Genomic DNA, 16,658 nt, shown 5'->3' with positions numbered 1-16,658 from the left:
CCACACTGCTGAAATCGGGATTCGAGAGGGGATTTCCCTTTGGATGAGGGGAAATGCTGCCCGGCTTGATAGGCCAGACCCGTTTAGCGTGTCGTTCCCTTTTGGGGTACGGGCACAGAGTGAACGCGTAATGTAACTGTTTTGTCAGTCAAACGCACTGGCACAGTGCTGCTTGTCCGATGTGCGTACATGTTTGTCGTCTGTGCGACCGAGGACAGGAGGAATTATCCTCGGATTGAAACATTCGTCTGCGTGAAAATTCCTATTAAACCTATCGAAGAATCCCTATCGCCAGCACCGGCCCCTTCGCGGGTGAACCCGCTCCCACAGGTACTGCATAGCCCCGCAGGGATTGTCATCTCTCTGAGGGGGCGTGCTTACCCACGAAGAGGGCGGCATAGGCATACAGAAACCCCACATACGACAAAGGCCACCCGAAGGTGGCCTTTGTGCGCGTGGGGGGTGTAGCAGTATTACTTCTTGGCTTCCCAGCCAGTCAGCTCGGCCAGGGCCTTGCCGATGTCAGCCAGGGAACGCACGGTTTTCACACCCGCGTCCTGCAGGGCGGCGAACTTCTCGTCCGCAGTGCCCTTGCCGCCGGAGATGATGGCGCCAGCGTGGCCCATGCGCTTGCCCGCAGGTGCAGTAACACCGGCGATGTAGGAAACGACAGGCTTGGTGACGTTGGCCTTGATGTAGGCCGCAGCTTCTTCTTCAGCCGAACCGCCGATCTCACCGATCATGACGATCGCTTCGGTCTTCGGGTCTTCCTGGAACAGCTTCAGGATGTCGATGAAGTTGGAGCCCGGGATCGGGTCACCGCCGATGCCGACACAGGTCGACTGGCCGAAGCCGGCGTCGGTGGTCTGCTTCACAGCTTCGTAGGTCAGGGTGCCGGAACGCGAAACGATACCGACCTTGCCTGGCAAGTGGATGTGACCTGGCATGATGCCGATCTTGCACTCGCCCGGGGTGATGACACCTGGGCAGTTAGGGCCGATCAGGGTAACGCCCAGCTCGTCGCACTTGACCTTGGCATCCAGCATGTCCAGGGTAGGAATGCCTTCGGTGATGCAGACGATCAGCTTGATGCCGCCAAAGGCAGCTTCCAGGATCGAGTCCTTGCAGAACGGAGCCGGTACGTAGATGACCGAAGCATCAGCGCCGGTAGCTTCCACGGCTTCCTTGACGGTGTTGAACACCGGCAGGCCCAGGTGGGTGGTGCCACCCTTGCCTGGGGTTACGCCGCCGACCATCTTGGTGCCGTAGGCAATGGCCTGTTCGGAGTGGAAAGTACCCTGCGAGCCAGTGAAGCCTTGGCAGATGACTTTGGTGTCTTTATTGATCAGGACGCTCATTACTTGCCCTCCGCAGCTTTGACAACTTGTTGAGCAGCGTCGGTCAGGCTGGTTGCCGCAATGATGTTCAAACCGCTTTCTGCCAGTACTTTAGCGCCCAGTTCGGCGTTGTTGCCTTCGAGGCGAACGACAACCGGAACTTTGACGCCGACTTCTTTCACTGCACCAATGATGCCTTCGGCAATCATGTCGCAGCGAACGATGCCGCCGAAGATGTTGACCAGAACGGCCGCGACATTGCTGTCGGACAGAATGATCTTGAACGCTTCGGTTACGCGCTCTTTGGTAGCACCACCGCCAACGTCAAGGAAGTTGGCCGGCTTGCCGCCGTGCAGGTTGACGATGTCCATGGTACCCATGGCCAGGCCGGCACCGTTGACCATGCAGCCGATGTTGCCTTCAAGGGCAACGTAGTTCAGTTCGAACTTGGCAGCGTGGGCTTCACGGGCATCGTCCTGCGACGGGTCGTGGAAGGTTTTCAGCTTCGGCTGACGGTACATGGCGTTGGCGTCGATGTTGATCTTGGCATCGAGGCAGTGCAGGTCGCCATCGGCCTTGATCACCAGCGGGTTCACTTCCAGCAGCGCCAGGTCGTGATCCTTGAACAGCTTGGCCAGGCCAACGAAGATCTTGGCAAACTGTTGAACTTGCTTGCCTTCCAGGCCCAGCTGGAATGCCAGCTCGCGACCCTGGAACGGCTGAGCGCCGACCAGTGGGTCGATGGTGGCCTTGAGGATTTTCTCAGGCGTTTCGTGAGCGACTTTCTCGATGTCCACGCCACCTTCGGTGGAAGCCATGAACACGATACGGCGGCTCGAACGATCGACTACAGCGCCCAGGTACAGCTCTTTGGCGATGTCAGTGCAGGATTCGACCAGAATCTTGGAGACGGGTTGACCGTTGGCATCGGTCTGGTAGGTAACCAGATTCTTGCCCAACCACTGTGCAGCAAACGCCTTGGCGTCTTCCTTGCTGCGAACCAGCTTTACGCCGCCCGCTTTACCGCGACCACCCGCGTGAACCTGGGCTTTTACAACCCACTCGTTCCCGCCGATCTTGTCGCAGGCTTCTGCAGCTTGCTCAGGGGTATCGACTGCGAAACCCTTGGAAACTGGCAGGCCGTATTCAGCGAACAGCTGCTTACCCTGATACTCGTGAAGATTCATGCTTTTTACCGTCTTCGTTAGGTACTGCGCTTCGGCGCTGCGCCATCAGTGGCGCCGCACCACCTGTGACCGTTGACCCCGGGTTATCCCATGTGATCCGGTCCGGCGGACTTTCCGCGGTGAGTCATGCACGCAAGACTCACGACGGGCAGCCCGCCGTGGTTTCTTATAATTAACGCTTCTTACGGTTGGCCACGTGAATGGCGCCGCCATTCACCGCCAGCGCTGCTTCATGCAACGCTTCGGACAGGGTTGGATGGCTGAAGACCATCATGCCCAGATCCTCGGCACTGGTGCCGAATTCCATTGCGATTGCGCCCTGCTGCACCAGTTCGGCAGCCGATGGGCCAATCACGTGAACACCCAGAACGCGGTCGGTCTTGGCATCGGCGATGACCTTGACGAAACCACCGGTGTCGTTGGCAGCCATCGCACGGCCGCTGGCCGCGAACGGGAAGGTGCCCACGTTAACCTCAACGCCCTCGGCCTTCAAGGCCTGTTCGGTCTTGCCGACCCACGCGATTTCCGGGTGGGTGTAGATGACCGAAGGGATCAGGTCGTAGTTCATCTGGGCCTTGTGGCCCTTGATGCGCTCGACGACCATGATGCCCTCTTCCGAAGCCTTGTGGGCCAGCATCATGCCGCGTACCACGTCACCGATGGCGTACACGCCCGGAACGCTGGTAGCGCAGTAATCGTCGACGAAGATGTAACCACGCTCGTCGATGGTCACGCCGCTGTCGGAAGCCAGCAGATCGGTGGTCACCGGGCGACGGCCGACTGCGACAATCAGCTTGTCGAAGGTGATCTTCTGCTCGCCTTCGGCGTTGGTGTAGGTCACTTCGACTTCATTGCCGTTGACTTTCGAGCCGGTGACGCGAGCGCCCAGCTTGATGTCCAGGCCTTGCTTGGTCAGGGTCTTCTGGGCTTCTTTCGACACGGCGGTGTCGGCAGCCATCAGGAAGGTGTCCAGGGCTTCCAGCACGGTGACTTCAGCACCCAGGCGAGCCCATACCGAGCCCAGCTCCAGGCCGATCACGCCTGCACCGATAACGCCGAGGCGCTTCGGTACGGCCTGGAATTCCAGGGCGCCGGTGGAGTCGACGATGACGTTCTGATCGACCGGAGCCGGTGGAATGTCGATCGGGCGCGAGCCGGAAGCCAGGATCACGTTCTCGGCTTCGATGATTTCGGTGGTGCCGTCAGCCTTGGTGACTTCGACCTTCTTGCCGGCCAGCAGCTTGCCGTGGCCCTGGATCGAAGTGACGCCGTTGGCCTTGAACAGGGTGGCAACGCCACCGGTCAGGTTCTTGACGATGCCAGCCTTGCGGCCAACCATCGCGGCGACGTCCATCTTCACTTCGCCAGTGGAGATACCGTGGACGTTGAAGCTTTCTTTGGCTTCCTTGTACTTCCAGGAGCTGTCCAGCAGCGCCTTGGAAGGGATGCAACCTACGTTCAGGCAGGTGCCGCCCAGGGCCAGTTTGCCCTCGGCGTCGGTGTATTTCTCGATACAGGCAGTCTTCAGACCAAGTTGGGCAGCCTTGATGGCAGCCACATAGCCGCCAGGACCTGCACCAATCACCACTACGTCGAATTTCTGGGTCATAAAAGATTCCTTTTTAGCTTCAAGCGGCAAGCTGCAAGCCGCAAGACCAGCAGGCTTCAGCTTGAAGCTTGCGGCTTGCAGCTTACAGCTGCGCGATTAGATGTCCAGCAGCAGGCGGGACGGATCTTCCAGCAGGTTCTTGATAGTGACCAGGAAGGTTACCGCTTCCTTGCCGTCGATCAGGCGGTGATCGTACGACAGCGCCAGGTACATCATCGGGCGAATCACGACCTGGCCATTGATGGCCATCGGGCGCTGGATGATGTTGTGCATGCCGAGAATGGCGGCCTGCGGCGGGTTGACGATCGGGGTCGACATCATCGAACCGAAGGTGCCACCGTTGGTGATGGTGAAAGTGCCACCGGTCATCTCTTCGATGGCCAGTTTGCCGTCACGGGCCTTCTTGCCGAAGGTAGCGATACCGTTCTCGATTTCAGCCAGGCTCATCGACTCGGCGTTACGCAGCACCGGTACCACCAGGCCACGGTCGCTGGACACGGCAACACCGACGTCGGCGAAGCCGTGGTAGACGATGTCGTTGCCGTCGATCGAGGCGTTCACGGCCGGGAAGCGCTTCAGCGCTTCGGTAGCAGCCTTGACGAAGAACGACATGAAGCCCAGGCGCACGCCATTGTGGGTCTTCTCGAACAGGTCCTTGTACTTCGAACGCAGGGCCATGACTTCGGTCATGTCCACTTCGTTGAAGGTGGTCAGCATCGCCATGTTGGACTGGGCTTCGACCAGACGCTCGGCGATCTTGGCACGCAGGCGGGTCATCGGCACGCGCTTCTCGGTACGGTCGCCAGCAGCGACGACAACCGGGGCAGCGGCAGCAGCGGCAGGCTTGGCAGCCGGTGCAGCGGCAGGTGCCGACTTCTTGTTGGCAACAGCAGCAACCACGTCTTCCTTGGTGACGCGACCGCCTTTGCCGGTACCTGCCACGGTAGCCAGGTCGATGCCGTTTTCTTCAGCCAGCTTGCGCGCGGCCGGGGCAGCAATCGGGTCATCTTCACCGGCGTCAGCGGCAGCAGCGGCCGGAGCAGCAGCAGGAGCGGCTGCCGCGGCTGGTGCTGCGGCAGCACCGCCTTCAACGATCGAACCCAGCAGTTCGTCGGACAGGACGGTGTCGCCCTCGCCCTTGACGATATCGCCCAGCACGCCATCGGCAGTAGCCAGTACTTCCAGGACAACCTTGTCAGTCTCGATGTCGACGATCAGCTCGTCACGCTTGACGGCTTCGCCCGGCTTCTTGTGCCAGGTGGCAACGGTGCCGTCGGCAACCGATTCCGGGAAGGTTGGGGCTTTGATCTCGATAGCCATTATCTGTGTTTCCTTAAATTCGGTTTCAGGTGCGCGAAGGCGTTAGACAGTGAAGGCGTCTTGCAGCAGTTTTTCCTGCTGTTCGACGTGCTTCGAAGCGTAACCACAGGCTGGCGCGGCGGAAGCGTCGCGACCGGCGTATTCCAGGGTCAATGCCTTGTTGTGGCGGCCCAGGATACGGCGCATGTGGTGCTGGCTGCTGTACCAGGCGCCCTGGTTCATCGGCTCTTCCTGACACCAGACCGCATGCTTGAGGTTGGTGTAAGGGGCGAGGATTTCGACCAGATCGTCCTCAGGGAACGGATACAGCTGCTCGATACGCAGGATGGCGATGTCTTCGCGGCCTTCGGCACGGCGCTTTTCCAGCAGGTCGTAGTAGACCTTGCCGCTGCACAGCACCAGACGCTCGACCTTGGCCGGATCGATTGCGTCGATTTCCGGGATCACGGTCTGGAACGAGCCTTCTGCCAGGTCTTCCAGGGTCGAGATGGCCAGCTTGTGGCGCAGCAGCGACTTCGGCGTCAGGACGACCAGCGGCTTGCGCAGCGGGCGGATGACCTGGCGACGCAGCAGGTGGTAAATCTGTGCCGGCGTCGTCGGTACGCAGACCTGGATGTTGTGCTCGGCGCACAGCTGCAGGTAACGCTCCAGACGCGCGGACGAGTGCTCCGGCCCCTGCCCTTCATAGCCGTGTGGCAGCAGCATGGTCAGACCGCACAGGCGGCCCCACTTGTGCTCACCACTGGTGATGAACTGGTCGATCACCACTTGCGCACCGTTGGCGAAGTCGCCGAACTGGGCTTCCCAGATCACCAGCGCGTTCGGCATGGTGGTGGAGTAGCCGTATTCAAAGGCCAGTACCGCTTCCTCGGACAGGAACGAATCGTACAGATCGAAACGTGGCTGGCCAGGGAACAGGTTCTGCAACGGGATGTAGGTGCTGGCGTCCTTCTGGTTGTGCAGCACCGCGTGACGGTGCGAGAAGGTGCCACGGCCGATGTCCTGGCCGGTCATACGGATCGGGTGACCTTCGAACTGCAGGGTGGCGTAAGCCATGGTCTCTGCATAACCCCAGTTGATCGGCAAGCCACCGGCCTGCATCTTCTGACGGTCTTCGTAGATCTTCGACACCTGACGCTGCACCACGAAACCTTCCGGCAGCTCGAGCAGCTTGGCCGATAGGTCCTGCAGGGTCTTGAGGTCGAAACGGGTGTCGTGACGCGCGGTCCAGGCATGGCCCAGGTACGGACGCCAGTCGACGAACAGCTCGCGGTTCGGCTCCTTGACCAGGCTCTTCACCACGTGCAGGCCATTGTCCAGCGCGTTGCGGTACTCGTCGATCTTGGCCTGAGCGCGCTCGGCGTCGATGCGACCAGCCTGGATCAGCTGCTCGGCATACAGCTCACGGGTAGTGCGCTGCTTGCTGATTTGCTGGTACATCAGCGGCTGGGTGCCGTTAGGCTCGTCAGCCTCGTTGTGGCCACGGCGACGGTAGCAGACCAGGTCGATGACCACGTCACGCTTGAACTGCATGCGGTAGTCGATGGCCAGCTGGGTGACGAACAGCACGGCTTCCGGGTCATCGCCGTTCACGTGCAGGATCGGTGCCTGGATCATCTTGGCAACGTCGGTCGCGTACTCGGTGGAGCGCGCATCCAGCGGGTTGCTGATGGTGAAACCAACCTGGTTGTTGATCACGATGTGCACGGTACCGCCGGTCTTGAAACCGCGGGTCTGCGACATCTGGAAGGTTTCCATGACCACGCCCTGGCCAGCGAATGCAGCGTCGCCGTGGATCGAGATCGGCAGCACCTTGTCGCCAACGGTGTCGTTGCGGCGGTCCTGACGGGCGCGCACCGAACCTTCGACCACCGGCGATACGATTTCCAGGTGGGACGGGTTGAACGCCATGGCCAGGTGCACTTCGCCACCCGGGGTCATCACGTTCGAGGAGAAGCCCTGGTGATACTTAACGTCACCGGAGCCCAGCTCGTTCATCTTCTTGCCTTCGAACTCGTCGAACAGCTCGCGCGGGTTCTTGCCGAAGGTGTTCACCAGCACGTTCAGGCGGCCACGGTGGGCCATGCCGATCACGACCTCCTTGGCGCCGTAAGAGCCGGAACGCTGGATCATTTCATCCAGCATCGGAATCAGGCTCTCGCCGCCTTCAAGGCCGAAACGCTTGGTGCCCGGGTATTTGGTGCCCAGGTACTTTTCCAGGCCCTCACCGGCGGTCACGCGCTCGAGCAAGTGGGCCTGCACGTCAGCGGAAAACTCCGGACGGCCGCGCACGCTTTCCAGGCGCTGCTGGAACCAGCTGCGCTGCTCGGAATCGACGATGTGGGTGAATTCGGCGCCAATGGTGCGACAATATGTCTTCTGGAGTGCATCGAAGATGTCGCGTAGGCTCGCCTCCTCTTTGCCGATGAACAGGTCGCCGGCACGGAAGGTCGTATCAAGATCGGCATTGGTCAAGCCGTAGTGATTGATCGACAGGTCTACGGGCGCAGGGCGCTGCCACAACCCCAACGGGTCGAGCTTGGCAGCCTGATGGCCGCGCATACGATAGGCCTGGATCAGTCGCAGAACTTCAACCTGCTTCTTCTCGTGTTCACTGCTCACGCTCCCGGCGGAAACCGGTTGGGCGCGGCGCTGGTTCTTTGCCAGCAGTACGAAATGGTCGCGGATTGTCGAGTGCGATACATCAGTAGCGGTGCTGCCGTCGGCTGGCAACTTCTGGAAGTAAGTGCGCCACTCTTCTGGCACAGCGTTAGGGTCGTGCAGGTAGAGCTCGTAGAGCTCTTCCACATATGCAGCGTTACCACCTGAAAGGTGGGCGCTATCCCACATGCGCTGCATCACGCTTTCTTGCATGCTTGGTCACCCTCGATTAGGGGACTGATCGGCGAGAGCCACAGCAAACCTGGAAAAGTCCGAAAACAGCGACTGAACCACGCCACCTGGATCCTGCTGATTTTCCGGGTACCAGCCCGGAAAGCCCCTGCTGGTCTCATATCTTCATAGGTAATGAACGCGGGCTTTGTGGGCCCTTGTTCGGGTTTTACCTCAGTGCGGGCTCACCACCCGCACCTCGGCTTACTGCAGGTACAACGCTTTGTATCAGGTGCCGCTTTGCAGCAGCATGTTACGTACGTGACCGATTGCCTTGGTCGGGTTCAGACCTTTCGGGCAAACGTTTACGCAGTTCATGATCCCGCGGCAGCGGAATACGCTGAACGGGTCATCCAGGGACGCCAGGCGCTCCTGAGTCTTGGTATCGCGGCTGTCGGCAAGGAAGCGGTAAGCTTGCAGCAGTGCTGCCGGGCCCAGGAACTTGTCCGGATTCCACCAGAACGACGGGCAGGAAGTCGAGCAGCAAGCGCACAGGATGCACTCGTACAGGCCGTCCAGCTTGTCACGGTCTTCCGGCGACTGCAGGCGCTCGATGGCCGGTGCCGGGGTGTCGTTCTGCAGGAACGGCTTCACCTTCTCGTACTGCTTGTAGAAGATGCTCATATCGACCACCAGGTCACGAATGACCGGCAGGCCTGGCAGCGGACGCAGAACCAGCTTGCCGCCCTTCACAACCGCCGACAGCGGGGTGATGCAGGCCAGGCCGTTCTTGCCGTTCATGTTCATGCCATCGGAACCGCAAACGCCTTCACGGCAGGAGCGACGGTACGAGAAACCCTCGTCCTTTTCCTTGATCAGTGCCAATACATCCAGCACCATCAGGTCCTTGCCGCCGGTATCGACGTCGAACGACTCCATTTTTGGCGCCGAGTCGGTGTCCGGGTTGTAACGATAAACTTCGACTTTCAACATAGCAGCCACCCTTAGTAAGTCCGGACTTTTGGTTCGAAGGCTGGAACAGTCTTCGGCGCAAAGTTGACGCCGCGCTTGGCAACGCGCTTCTCACCCGGGTAGTACAGGGTGTGGCACAGCCAGTTTTCGTCGTCACGGTCTTCGAAGTCTTCACGGGCGTGAGCGCCGCGGGACTCTTTACGGGCTTCCGCCGCGATGGCGGTAGCTTCGGCAACTTCCAGCAGGTTCTGCAGCTCCAGCGCTTCGATACGCGCGGTGTTGAAGGCCTGGGACTTGTCGTTGATCTTGACGTTGGCGATACGGTCACGCAGACCGGCCAATTGCTCGATACCCTTCTGCATGTATTCGCCAGTACGGAATACACCGAAGTAGTTCTGCATGCAGCTCTGCAGCTCGCGCTTCAGGCTGGCAACGTCTTCACCGCTGGTACGCTCGTTGAGCTTGTTCAGGCGGTTCAGGGCAACATCGACGTCGGTGTCGCTGGCGTCGCGGTATTCCACGCCTTCGCTCAGCGCCTTCTCCAGGTGCAGGCCGGCAGCACGGCCGAACACCACCAGGTCGAGCAGCGAGTTGCCGCCCAGGCGGTTGGCACCGTGAACCGATACGCACGCCACTTCACCTACGGCGAACAGACCCGGGATGATGTGATCCTGGCCGTCGGCGTCCATGGTAATGGCCTGGCCATGAATGTTGGTGGCAACGCCGCCCATCATGTAGTGGCAGGTTGGCACTACCGGCACCGGTGCGACCACAGGGTCGACGTGGGCGAAGGTCTTGGACAGTTCGCAGATACCTGGCAGGCGGCTGTGCAGCACTTCCTCGCCCAGGTGGTCCAGCTTCAGCAGTACGTGGTCCTTGTTCGGGCCCACGCCGTTGCCGGCGATGATTTCCTTGACCATGGAACGGGCAACCACGTCGCGGCCGGCCAGGTCTTTGGCGTTCGGCGCGTAACGCTCCATGAAGCGCTCGCCGTGGGCGTTGATCAGGTAGCCACCCTCACCGCGGCAACCCTCAGTGACCAGTACACCGGCGCCGGCGATACCGGTCGGGTGGAACTGCCACATCTCGATATCCTGCACCGGCACGCCTGCACGCAGGGCCATGCCGATACCGTCACCGGTGTTGATCAGGGCGTTGGTGGTGGAAGCGTAGATACGGCCCGCACCGCCAGTGGCCAGCACAGTGGCCTTGGACTTGATGTACAGGGTTTCGCCGGTTTCGATGCAGATGGCGATCACACCAACGAATGCGCCGTCCTGGTTTTTCACCAGGTCAACGGCGTAGTACTCGTTGAGGAACGTGGTGCCAGCTTTCAGGTTGCCCTGGTACAGGGTGTGCAGCAGCGCGTGACCGGTACGGTCCGAAGCGGCACAGGTACGGGCGGCCTGGCCACCTTTACCGAAGTCCTTGGACTGACCGCCGAACGGGCGCTGGTAGATGCGGCCGGTTTCGGTGCGCGAGAACGGCAGACCCATGTGGTCCAGCTCGAAGACCGCAGCCGGGCCTTCCTGACACATGTATTCGATAGCGTCCTGGTCGCCGATGTAGTCGGAACCCTTGACGGTATCGTACATGTGCCAGCGCCAGTCGTCGTTCGGGTCGGCCGAAGCGATGGCGCAGGTGATGCCGCCCTGGGCGGATACGGTGTGCGAACGGGTCGGGAAGACCTTGGTGATTACGGCAGTCTTGTGGCCGCCTTGAGCCAGTTGCAGCGCTGCGCGCATGCCGGCGCCGCCGCCACCGATGATGATGGCGTCGAAGGAAATGGTTGGAATGCTAGCCATGGATCAGATACCCCAGAGAATCTGCACACCCCAGACGAAGTAAGCGAACATCGCAACGCCGCATACCGCCTGGAACAGGAAACGAATCGCAGTTGCCGACTTGCCGAACGACATAGGCGTCAGGTAGTCGGTTGCAATGGTCCACATGCCGACCCAGGCGTGAGCGCCCAGGGCAACGAGGGCCAGCAGACTGAAGATCCGCATCGCGTTGTTGGAGAACAGACCATGCCACTGGGTGTAGTCGATGCCTGGGTGGGCGACCACGTAGCCGATCAGGAAGAGGAAGTAAGCCGCGAGAACGACCGCAGAAACGCGCTGCGCCATCCAGTCATAGAGGCCCGAACGCGACAGGTTCGTGACATTGGTTACCATACCCAAACTCCCACCAGAACGATCAGCACCACGGAGATGACGATCACGATTTTCGAGCCCAGCTTGCCGCCTTCCAGCGTCTCACCGATACCCATGTCCATGATCAGGTGTCGAACACCTGCCACGAGGTGATAAAGCAGGGCGGACAACAGACCCCAGGTCACGAACTTGGCCAGCGGGCTGGTCAGACACGCCTTCACCTCACCGAAGCCTTCCTCGGAACCCAGCGACTTGCCCAGTGCATAAAGCATGATGGCAAGGCCGATGAACAGGATGACGCCGGAGATACGGTGCAGGATGGACGTGTACGCAGTGACGGGGAGCTTGATGGTCCTTAGGTCTAGGTTTACAGGTCGTTGGCTTTTCACGGCTTTTTTCACACTGAAGAGCCCCTAGCGAATCAGGGCAAAGTTGTTGGTAAGTGTACTGGTCAGGTACCCACCACCCAGGGAACGGCGACCCCCAGCAGTTCGGGCTTGCAAGCCCCTGGCGGTCGGGTGCCGAGTATAGACAGTTAGGCTGCTTATGACAACGTGACGGGGTAGCCCAAATAGCGCATTGCCTTTAATGAACAAAAGGCGTAAATGGGCGAGAATTTCGGGAAAAATCAGGCTTGAATGCTTGATTCAACAAGCCTTTAGGCAAATTGACATCTGAATTTATCCCTCTATAGTGGTGCGGGCCCTGCGTGGGGGGTCTGTCTGATGATTTCAAGCATTAATAGGAGGCCACATGGCTGACAAAAAAGCGCAGTTGGTCATCGAGGGCGCTGCCCCCGTCGAGCTGCCCATTTTAACCGGCACCGTTGGTCCTGATGTAATCGACGTCCGCGGGTTAGGGGCCACTGGTCACTTCACCTTCGACCCAGGTTTCATGGCGACTGCCTCGTGCGAGTCGAAGATCACCTATATTGACGGCGACAAAGGTATCCTGCTGCACCGCGGCTACCCGATCGAGCAACTCGCCGAACAGTCCGACTACCTCGAAACCTGCTACCTGCTGCTCAATGGCGAACTGCCGAATGCCGAGCAGAAGGCCCAGTTCGTCAGCACCGTCAAGAACCACACCATGGTTCACGAGCAGTTGAAGACCTTCTTCAACGGCTTCCGCCGCGACGCTCACCCGATGGCGGTGATGTGCGGCGTAGTCGGCGCCCTGTCGGCGTTCTATCACGACTCCCTGGACATCAATAACCCGCAACACCGCGAAATCTCCGCGGTGCGCCTGGTCGCCAAGATGCCGACCCTGGCTGCGATGGTTTACAAGTACTCCATGGGCCAGCCGATGATGTACCCGCGCAACGACCTGTCGTACGCGGAAAACTTCCTGCACATGATGTTCAACACCCCGTGCGAGATCAAACCGATCAGCCCGGTGCTGGCCAAGGCAATGGACCGGATCTTCATCCTCCACGCCGACCACGAGCAGAACGCCTCCACTTCCACCGTTCGTCTGGCCGGCTCGTCGGGTGCCAACCCGTTCGCCTGTATCGCCGCCGGTATCGCCGCACTGTGGGGCCCGGCCCACGGCGGTGCGAACGAAGCCGTACTGACCATGCTCGATGAAATCGGTGATGTTTCGAACATCGACAAATTCATCGCCAAGGCCAAGGACAAGAACGACCCGTTCAAGCTGATGGGCTTCGGTCACCGCGTGTACAAGAACCGCGACCCGCGCGCCACCGTGATGAAGCAGACCTGCGACGAAGTCCTGCGCGAACTGGGCATCAAGAACGACCCGCAGCTGGAACTGGCCATGCGCCTGGAAGAGATCGCCCTCACCGATCCGTATTTCATCGAGCGCTCACTGTACCCGAACGTCGACTTCTACTCGGGGATCATCCTCAAGGCAATCGGCATTCCAACCAGCATGTTCACCGTGATCTTCGCCCTGGCACGTACCGTGGGCTGGATCTCGCACTGGAAAGAAATGCTCTCCAGCCCGTACAAGATCGGCCGTCCGCGCCAGCTGTACACCGGCGAGCAAAAGCGCGACCTCGTTGCCCTGAAGGACCGCAAGTAAGCTTTGATAGCCGAACGCAAAAAGGCTGCCCTCGGGCAGCCTTTTTTATTGTAAACCTGCTGGTCGCAGTTCGGCCTTTGCGGAGCGGCCCTGCGTCGCGAAAGGGCTGCAAAGCAGCCCAAGCAATATTGCGCTAATCCTAAGACTCCGGGGCCGCTGCGCGCGCCCATTCGCGACGCATGGCCGCTACCACAGAGAACCGCGCGCCGCGTTAAACCTCAGTTTTTCTCAGCCCGCTCACGCAGCTCTTTCAGGGTATTGAACGGCGCATCCACCACGAACTTGTTGGCCACCATTGCCGGCACGCTGCCGCCCGGCTCGGTGTGCACCTGGTAGGTCACCTCCGTGCTGTCGCCCTTGGGCACCAGCTTCCAGAAGCCCTCAACCTTGGCCACCCGCACAAAGCCCTTCTCTTCCGGCAAATAGGTCGGCTCTTCCTTCAGGTTTCGCACCAGGCTGCCGTCCGCCTCCTTGACCGTGGTCACATGCAAAACCGAATCACGCGGCGTCACCGGCCAGGGTGTATTGAACTGGGTGTAGGTCCATGTCTGGTCACCTTCTTGCTTGAGCAATTTCTGCAACTTGCACTCATGAATCCATGCGCAGGCACCCACCACATCTTCCTGCAACGCCTGCACCTTGGCCAACGGCGCCTTGATCACGGTAACACCCTGATAGGCCTTGTACTTGGAACCGGCCACTTCGCTGAGGGATACCTTGATCCCGTCCTCGTTCTTGGCCACTTGCCAGTTTTCAGCCCAGGCCACAGGCGACAGCAGAACACCCACGCCACACAACAGTGCAATACGCTTGAACGATCTCATCATGTTTATCCTTGTTGTCGAAGATCCAGCCTGTCACGCCGCCGTCATCTGCTCCCACCAGCCAAGAATCCTGATTGCCTCGTCACGATCACTGCCGCACACCTCGGCATCCGCCTTGAAACCACCACACACCGCCGGCCGCTCAGGCTTGCCGAACAGGTCGCACAGGTTGGCGGCCGTCAGGTGCAGGCAGCGCTCACCAGCCGGCTTGCCATTGGGCATTCGCGGCATCGCAGAAGTGATGGACGGGGCGATGCAGCAGGCACCACAGCCTTCACGGCATTTCATGGCTATTCACCAAAATCAGGACTCCCTTGGAACAAAACGGGACGAACGTCCCTGGATAGTAACCGCTCAAACAGCCGTTTGAAATTACTGGCACGATGAAATCTGCCGTGACCCTGCAGTCAGTTCCTACCTATTGGCGATACTCGAAGTCGATGGCAGCCCCCTCCACGTCATGACGGCTGTCATTGCGCAGTTGCAGCTGCATCTCGTTGTTGATCAGCCGACCATTGAGCTGGAACGGGCTGTCATTGGTCTCTGGCTTTTCTGTGAACATGGGTGGCAACAAAGGCTTGCGCCGTTGGATTGGCGAAGGTGTGCCCACATTCGGCTCAAGGTTGTTGACCATATCAACTGGCAGGCTCAGGTCCAGCTTAGTCTTGGGTAATGGCTTGGCGACCGCTTTGCTGAGCGGCTTGTGCGCGGGCTTGGCTGTCGCCTTTCTTGGCACCTGCTTACCCGGAGCAGCCTGAGCCTGGGGTACCGGCTGCGCAGCCAAGGTGGGGACGACCGGGCAGCACAACGACAGAAGGCACACGATCAGAACAAAGCGGCGCAAAGCATTCATGGCAAATGGACAGACTGGCAGGAAAAATGCGTATGCTCCCTGTTCCACAGGCAGCTTGCAAGCCTTACAAAAGCGTGACCGCCGTCTCTCTGCACAACTGTTGGGCCAGCAAACCCAGCGTAATCACAGCCCGCTCGGCCTCTTTATTCCATGGAATGCCACAATTGAGCCGGACACAGTGGTTGAACTGCTCTGTGTTACTGAATATTAGCCCCGGTGCAATGCTGATGCCCTGCTCCAGCGCACGCACATGCAGCTCCTGGGTATTGACCCGACCCGGCAGGCTTACCCAAAGGATGAAGCCACCTGTCGGCCGGGTCATCTGGGTGCCCTCGGGGAAATGCTGCTGTACCGCCAACTGATAGGCACTGAGGTTCTTGCGATACTCCTGACGTATGTAGCGCAGATGCCGGTCGTAGCCGCCATTTTCCAGGTAGGCTGCCACCCCCATCTGCGTCACGCTGCAGGCCGAGTGGGTGGTAAAAGTCTGCAGGCGCTGAATCTCATCCTGGTAACGCCCGGCGATCATCCAGCCCACACGCACGCCGGGGGACAAAGTCTTGGAGAAGCTTGAACAGTAGATGACCCGATCCAGCCGGTCGAACGCCTTCAGCGCCTTGGTCTTGCCCTGCTCGAACATCAGCTCACCGTAGATGTCATCCTCGATGATCTGGATATCGAAGTCCGAGGCCAGGCGCAGCAATTGCTTTTGCCGTTCCTCCGGAACAGTGCCACCAAGTGGATTGCTCAAGCGCGCAGTCAGCACCAACGCCTTGATCGACCACTGGTTAGCCGCCAGTTGCAAGGCTTCGAGGCTGATACCGGTGGACGGGTCACTGGGGATTTCGATCACTTTCAAGCCCAGCAGGTCCGCCAGCTGCAGCAAGCCGTAATAGGTCGGCGACTCGGCGGCGATCAAGTCACCTGGGCGGGTCAGCACCCGCAGCGACATCTGCAGGGCGTCGACACACCCATGGGTCACGATCACTTCGCGCGGGTCGACCAGCACGCCGGCATCGCGCATGCGTATGGCGATCTGCCTGCGCAGCGGCTCGAAACCGGGGCTGAACATGTAGCTGAAGGCGCGCGGACTATGGAAGCGCGTTACCTTGGCGATTTGCTGATGCAAGGCGCGCACCGGCAGGTAGTCGACATGCGGCACTGCAGCACCAAACGGGAACACACCATCGCGACGCGCCTCAGTCAGCACCTGCTGGATGATGCTGGCACGCGTGACCAGGCCGGGGCGCTCCACCCGGGCGATGTCCGGGGTTTGCGCGGTCAAGGCAGGGGTCTGGTGAACGTAATAGCCAGACTGCGGCCGCGCCCGGATAAGCCCTTGGTCCTCAAGATTGGCATAGGCCTGCAGCACCGTGGCATGGCTGACATTGAGCTGGGCGCTCATCTTGCGCACGGAGGGTACCCGCTCGCCTGGCTGGTAGACACCGCGACGGATATCATCGGCCAGTTGCTGGGCGATACGCTGGTACAGCAGCAGGTTGGTCATGTCGACATGCTCGTTGTT

The 16,658-nt window shown here is 60.0% G+C and carries 14 protein-coding genes; 1 reads left to right on the top strand and 13 read right to left on the bottom strand.

All coding sequences use genetic code 11. The features are described 5' to 3' along the window. Window positions 1–473 precede the first annotated feature (473 nt). From sucD to sdhC, 9 genes are all read right to left on the bottom strand, one after another. A complete protein-coding gene (gene sucD / locus ACE4QZ_RS10440) occupies window positions 474–1,358 on the bottom strand; it encodes a succinate--CoA ligase subunit alpha (protein ID WP_016393102.1) in 885 nt (294 codons plus the stop codon). Beyond that, complete coding sequence (sucC, locus tag ACE4QZ_RS10435; protein ID WP_003254205.1) at window positions 1,358–2,524, bottom strand: ADP-forming succinate--CoA ligase subunit beta; 1,167 nt, start codon at window positions 2,522–2,524, stop codon at window positions 1,358–1,360. The genes sucD and sucC overlap by 1 nt, the downstream gene beginning before the upstream one ends. A 172-nt stretch (window positions 2,525–2,696) precedes the next feature. Further along, entirely contained in the window at window positions 2,697–4,133 is a 1,437-nt protein-coding gene (gene lpdA, locus ACE4QZ_RS10430) for a dihydrolipoyl dehydrogenase (RefSeq protein ID WP_021784850.1), read from the bottom strand. Between the two features lie 96 nt (window positions 4,134–4,229). Continuing rightward, the gene (gene odhB / locus ACE4QZ_RS10425; protein WP_021784849.1) at window positions 4,230–5,453 is read right to left on the bottom strand and encodes a 2-oxoglutarate dehydrogenase complex dihydrolipoyllysine-residue succinyltransferase; all 1,224 of its coding nucleotides are present in this window, start codon (window positions 5,451–5,453) and stop codon (window positions 4,230–4,232) included. A gap of 42 nt (window positions 5,454–5,495) precedes the next feature. Continuing rightward, window positions 5,496–8,327: a 2-oxoglutarate dehydrogenase E1 component gene (locus ACE4QZ_RS10420; RefSeq protein ID WP_021784848.1), complete on the bottom strand. Its 2,832-nt coding sequence runs from the start codon at window positions 8,325–8,327 to the stop codon at window positions 5,496–5,498. A 246-nt stretch (window positions 8,328–8,573) separates the two neighbouring features. Next, window positions 8,574–9,278, bottom strand: a complete 705-nt coding sequence (locus ACE4QZ_RS10415) for a succinate dehydrogenase iron-sulfur subunit (RefSeq protein WP_003254212.1) — start codon at window positions 9,276–9,278, stop codon at window positions 8,574–8,576. Between the two features lie 11 nt (window positions 9,279–9,289). Further along, window positions 9,290–11,062 (bottom strand): succinate dehydrogenase flavoprotein subunit, encoded by a 1,773-nt coding sequence (gene sdhA, locus ACE4QZ_RS10410; RefSeq protein WP_410480438.1) that lies wholly within the window; start codon window positions 11,060–11,062, stop codon window positions 9,290–9,292. Between the two features lie 3 nt (window positions 11,063–11,065). Continuing rightward, window positions 11,066–11,434 carry a succinate dehydrogenase, hydrophobic membrane anchor protein gene (sdhD, locus tag ACE4QZ_RS10405; RefSeq protein WP_003254214.1) on the bottom strand — a complete coding sequence of 123 codons (369 nt, stop codon included), beginning with the start codon at window positions 11,432–11,434 and terminating at the stop codon, window positions 11,066–11,068. After that, a complete protein-coding gene (gene sdhC, locus ACE4QZ_RS10400; RefSeq protein WP_008091902.1) occupies window positions 11,428–11,814 on the bottom strand; it encodes a succinate dehydrogenase, cytochrome b556 subunit in 387 nt (128 codons plus the stop codon). The genes sdhD and sdhC overlap by 7 nt, the downstream gene beginning before the upstream one ends. 352 nt (window positions 11,815–12,166) lie before the next feature. Between sdhC and gltA the strand changes: the two genes are divergently transcribed. Next, complete coding sequence (gene gltA, locus ACE4QZ_RS10395; RefSeq protein ID WP_021784847.1) at window positions 12,167–13,456, top strand: citrate synthase; 1,290 nt, start codon at window positions 12,167–12,169, stop codon at window positions 13,454–13,456. Window positions 13,457–13,674: 218 nt separating this feature from the next. On the opposite strand, the gene ACE4QZ_RS10390 is transcribed toward gltA, so the two are convergent. The 4 genes from ACE4QZ_RS10390 to ACE4QZ_RS10375 form a co-directional block, all read right to left on the bottom strand. After that, window positions 13,675–14,280 (bottom strand): START domain-containing protein, encoded by a 606-nt coding sequence (locus ACE4QZ_RS10390; protein ID WP_103469859.1) that lies wholly within the window; start codon window positions 14,278–14,280, stop codon window positions 13,675–13,677. A gap of 33 nt (window positions 14,281–14,313) precedes the next feature. Continuing rightward, window positions 14,314–14,568 (bottom strand): YkgJ family cysteine cluster protein, encoded by a 255-nt coding sequence (locus ACE4QZ_RS10385; protein ID WP_003254220.1) that lies wholly within the window; start codon window positions 14,566–14,568, stop codon window positions 14,314–14,316. A gap of 130 nt (window positions 14,569–14,698) precedes the next feature. Beyond that, window positions 14,699–15,133: a hypothetical protein gene (locus tag ACE4QZ_RS10380; RefSeq protein ID WP_021784844.1), complete on the bottom strand. Its 435-nt coding sequence runs from the start codon at window positions 15,131–15,133 to the stop codon at window positions 14,699–14,701. 64 nt (window positions 15,134–15,197) lie between these two features. After that, window positions 15,198–16,640, bottom strand: coding sequence for a PLP-dependent aminotransferase family protein (locus ACE4QZ_RS10375; RefSeq protein ID WP_003254223.1), 1,443 nt, complete (start codon window positions 16,638–16,640; stop codon window positions 15,198–15,200). Window positions 16,641–16,658 lie beyond the last annotated feature (18 nt).

Origin of the sequence: Pseudomonas sp. DCA-1 (assembly GCF_046523955.1) — a bacterium.
GTDB lineage: Bacteria > Pseudomonadota > Gammaproteobacteria > Pseudomonadales > Pseudomonadaceae > Aquipseudomonas > Aquipseudomonas putida_Y.
This window is presented reverse-complemented; position numbering and strand designations above follow the sequence as displayed.

Bases quoted from the DNA above. Each gene is read 5' to 3' on its own strand.
- gltA (WP_021784847.1), top strand. From the start codon at position 12,167: ATGGCTGACAAAAAAGCGCAGTTGGTCATCGAGGGCGCTGCCCCCGTC.
- sucC (WP_003254205.1), bottom strand. From the start codon at position 2,524: ATGAATCTTCACGAGTATCAGGGTAAGCAGCTGTTCGCTGAATACGGC.
- ACE4QZ_RS10375 (WP_003254223.1), bottom strand. From the start codon at position 16,640: ATGACCAACCTGCTGCTGTACCAGCGTATCGCCCAGCAACTGGCCGAT.
- ACE4QZ_RS10415 (WP_003254212.1), bottom strand. From the start codon at position 9,278: ATGTTGAAAGTCGAAGTTTATCGTTACAACCCGGACACCGACTCGGCG.
- odhB (WP_021784849.1), bottom strand. From the start codon at position 5,453: ATGGCTATCGAGATCAAAGCCCCAACCTTCCCGGAATCGGTTGCCGAC.
- ACE4QZ_RS10390 (WP_103469859.1), bottom strand. From the start codon at position 14,280: ATGAGATCGTTCAAGCGTATTGCACTGTTGTGTGGCGTGGGTGTTCTG.
- sucD (WP_016393102.1), bottom strand. From the start codon at position 1,358: ATGAGCGTCCTGATCAATAAAGACACCAAAGTCATCTGCCAAGGCTTC.
- ACE4QZ_RS10380 (WP_021784844.1), bottom strand. From the start codon at position 15,133: ATGAATGCTTTGCGCCGCTTTGTTCTGATCGTGTGCCTTCTGTCGTTG.
- sdhD (WP_003254214.1), bottom strand. From the start codon at position 11,434: ATGGTAACCAATGTCACGAACCTGTCGCGTTCGGGCCTCTATGACTGG.
- ACE4QZ_RS10385 (WP_003254220.1), bottom strand. From the start codon at position 14,568: ATGAAATGCCGTGAAGGCTGTGGTGCCTGCTGCATCGCCCCGTCCATC.
- lpdA (WP_021784850.1), bottom strand. From the start codon at position 4,133: ATGACCCAGAAATTCGACGTAGTGGTGATTGGTGCAGGTCCTGGCGGC.
- ACE4QZ_RS10420 (WP_021784848.1), bottom strand. From the start codon at position 8,327: ATGCAAGAAAGCGTGATGCAGCGCATGTGGGATAGCGCCCACCTTTCA.
- sdhA (WP_410480438.1), bottom strand. From the start codon at position 11,062: ATGGCTAGCATTCCAACCATTTCCTTCGACGCCATCATCATCGGTGGC.